The organism is Burkholderia sp. LMG 13014, from assembly GCF_905232215.1.
In the GTDB taxonomy this organism is placed as follows: domain Bacteria; phylum Pseudomonadota; class Gammaproteobacteria; order Burkholderiales; family Burkholderiaceae; genus Burkholderia.
In genome coordinates this window covers 1-2,231 of record NZ_CAJNKE010000797.1, presented here as the reverse complement: position 1 = coordinate 2,231, position 2,231 = coordinate 1, and the positions used below count along the sequence as shown (strand labels likewise).

3 protein-coding genes and 1 pseudogene are annotated in these 2,231 nt (G+C 68.0%); 2 read left to right on the top strand and 2 right to left on the bottom strand.

What is annotated here, in order from left to right; genetic code table 11:
• Window positions 1-153: pseudogene (locus JYJ84_RS34715) on the bottom strand (AraC family transcriptional regulator); the annotation flags it as partial.
• Between the two features lie 129 nt (window positions 154-282).
• On the opposite strand from JYJ84_RS34715, the gene JYJ84_RS34710 reads away from it, so the two are divergent.
• A complete protein-coding gene (locus JYJ84_RS34710; RefSeq protein WP_043189451.1) occupies window positions 283-612 on the top strand; it encodes a carboxymuconolactone decarboxylase family protein in 330 nt (109 codons plus the stop codon).
• A 206-nt stretch (window positions 613-818) separates the two neighbouring features.
• Window positions 819-1,652, top strand: coding sequence for a class II glutamine amidotransferase (locus tag JYJ84_RS34705; RefSeq protein ID WP_122944570.1), 834 nt, complete (start codon window positions 819-821; stop codon window positions 1,650-1,652).
• Between the two features lie 23 nt (window positions 1,653-1,675).
• Here JYJ84_RS34705 and JYJ84_RS34700 read toward each other — a convergent pair.
• Window positions 1,676-2,231 (bottom strand): GNAT family N-acetyltransferase (locus JYJ84_RS34700; protein WP_205190131.1); only part of this gene is annotated, 556 nt, incomplete at its 5' end.

The window sequence follows — 2,231 nt, the reverse complement described above, 5'->3', positions numbered from 1 at the left end:
CAGCCGGCAGGTTCCGGCCAGCACCAGGTGAAACGCCGCCTCGCCGGGAGGCAGCGGGTCGTGCGGCATCGCGAACGGCCCGTCGAGCAGGCAGCGCAGGTCGAGCTCGACATGGCTGCGGCCCAGCGACAACAGTTGACTCAACGCATCCATGAGACGATCGCGCTAAAAATTGACACTCTAGCGTATCGAAACCCTCAGCGCGAACGATCAGAATAGCCCTGCATCGCCCGAGATCGCGGCGCCCGCCGCCCTCCTCACCCCTACTCGAAAGGACGCATCATGCTGAACTGGAACGAATACCGGAAGGAACTCTCGACGCGCATCGGCGAGATCGCCAAGCTGTCGCCCGATACGCTGGCCGGCTACAAGGCGCTGTCCGGCGCCGGTGCCAAGACGGGCCATCTCGACGCGAAGACGCGCGAACTGATCGCGCTCGCGGTCGCCGTCACGACGCGCTGCGACGGCTGTATCGCCGTGCACACCGCGGAAGCGGCCAAGCATGGCGCGACCAAGGAAGAAGTGGCGGAAGCGCTCGGCGTCGCGATTGCGCTGAACGCCGGTGCGGCGCTCGTCTATTCGGCACGCGTGATGGACGCGCTCGGCGACTGAACCTGACGGCCGCGGCGCTGCCGTCGCGTGGCGGCGCCCGGCCGAATGGCTGCCTGGCCGCCCGGTTGCGCCGCGCGCCGCCGGGCAAGCGATGTATGAAGATTGGCCAGCGTACCTGCCCGAATGGCCGGCCGGGCGCACACCGTCGCGGATGCGCCGCGAAGTCGGCTACCATGCGCGAACGATCCATCGTGAAGGAGCGCTCCATGTGCCGCTGGCTCGCCTATACGGGTAATCCGCTTCATCTCGAGACCGTCCTGTTCCGCGCGAAGCATTCGCTGATCGATCAGAGCCTGCATTCGGAGCTGGGGGCGACGACCACCAACGGCGACGGCTTCGGCATCGGCTGGTACGGGCACCCTGACGAACTCCCGTTCCGCTATCGCTCCGTGCACCCCGCGTGGAACGACCGCAACCTGCGCGAAGCCGCGCGCGCGATCCGCTCGCGGATGTTCATCGCGCACATCCGCGCGGCTACCGACACGCCCGTCCAGGAAACCAACTGCCACCCGTTCCGCCACGGTCGCTGGCTGTTCGCGCACAACGGGCTGATCCGCGACTTCCACAAGCTGCGCCGCGACCTGACGTTGAAGATCGATCCCGCGCTGTTCCCGACACTCGAAGGCTCGACCGACTCCGAACTGATGTTCCGCCTCGCGCTGACCTACGGCCTCGAGCAGACGCCACTGCCCGCGCTCGAGCGGATGGTCGGCGTGGTCGAGGAAACCGCCGCGCGGCATCGCGTGGCCGACCCGCTCAACATGACGATCTGCGCGACCGACGGCGAACGGATCATCGCGGTGCGTTATTCGAGCGAGCGGCAATCGCGTTCGCTGTTCCACAGCACGTCGTTCAAGCACCTGCACGAGCTGTATCCGCACAACCCGCGCATCGCCGAAGCCGGCGACGACGCGTTCATGGTCGTGTCCGAGCCGCTCGTCGACCTGCGGGGGGCATGGGAGGAAGTGCCGGAGGGGACGGCGATCGTCGCGCAGGGCGCCGATGTGCAGCAGCGGCCGTTCAGCCCGCGGCACAAGTAGCATCGCGGGCACCCGACGCGCCGTCAGGCGCGGCGCGACAACCGCATCCGGATCGAATCGAGTTCGGCGGGCAGCCGGCGCGAACGAGCGCGCGGCCGCGGCAGTGCGGTGAACCCGAGCCGTTCGTACAGCGCGCGGGCCCGCACATTGCGGGTCAGCACGTCGAGCACGACGTCACGGCTGCCGTCGGCGGGCAATGCGCCGGCGTCCAGCGCGTCGCGAAACAGCGCGCTGAAGATGCCCGTGCCGCGCTGCCGCTCGTCGGTTGCGCAATGCGCGACGAGGATCTGCGAGCGCCTCGGCGCCGGAATTTCCGTTTCGAGGATCAGCCCGCGCAACAACTGGCCAATCGTGCGGCGCACGCCAAAGAAGCGCGCCAGTGCCCACACGACATGCACGTCGTCGAGCATCGTCTGCTGCCCGTCGTGAATCGCCATCACGGCGAGCACGGCGCCGTCGTCGGCAATCGCGACACGATGCCGGCGCCAAGAGAAGCGCCCATGACGCGACCGGAACGCCTGCTGCAGGAAGGCGATGCAACGCGAGTCGCCTTCGCCGAGAAAGAACCCGAATTCGGCC

Coding starts and splice junctions, on each gene's coding strand:
- JYJ84_RS34710 (WP_043189451.1), top strand. CDS start 283: ATGCTGAACTGGAACGAATACCGGAAGGAACTCTCGACGCGCATCGGC.
- JYJ84_RS34705 (WP_122944570.1), top strand. CDS start 819: ATGTGCCGCTGGCTCGCCTATACGGGTAATCCGCTTCATCTCGAGACC.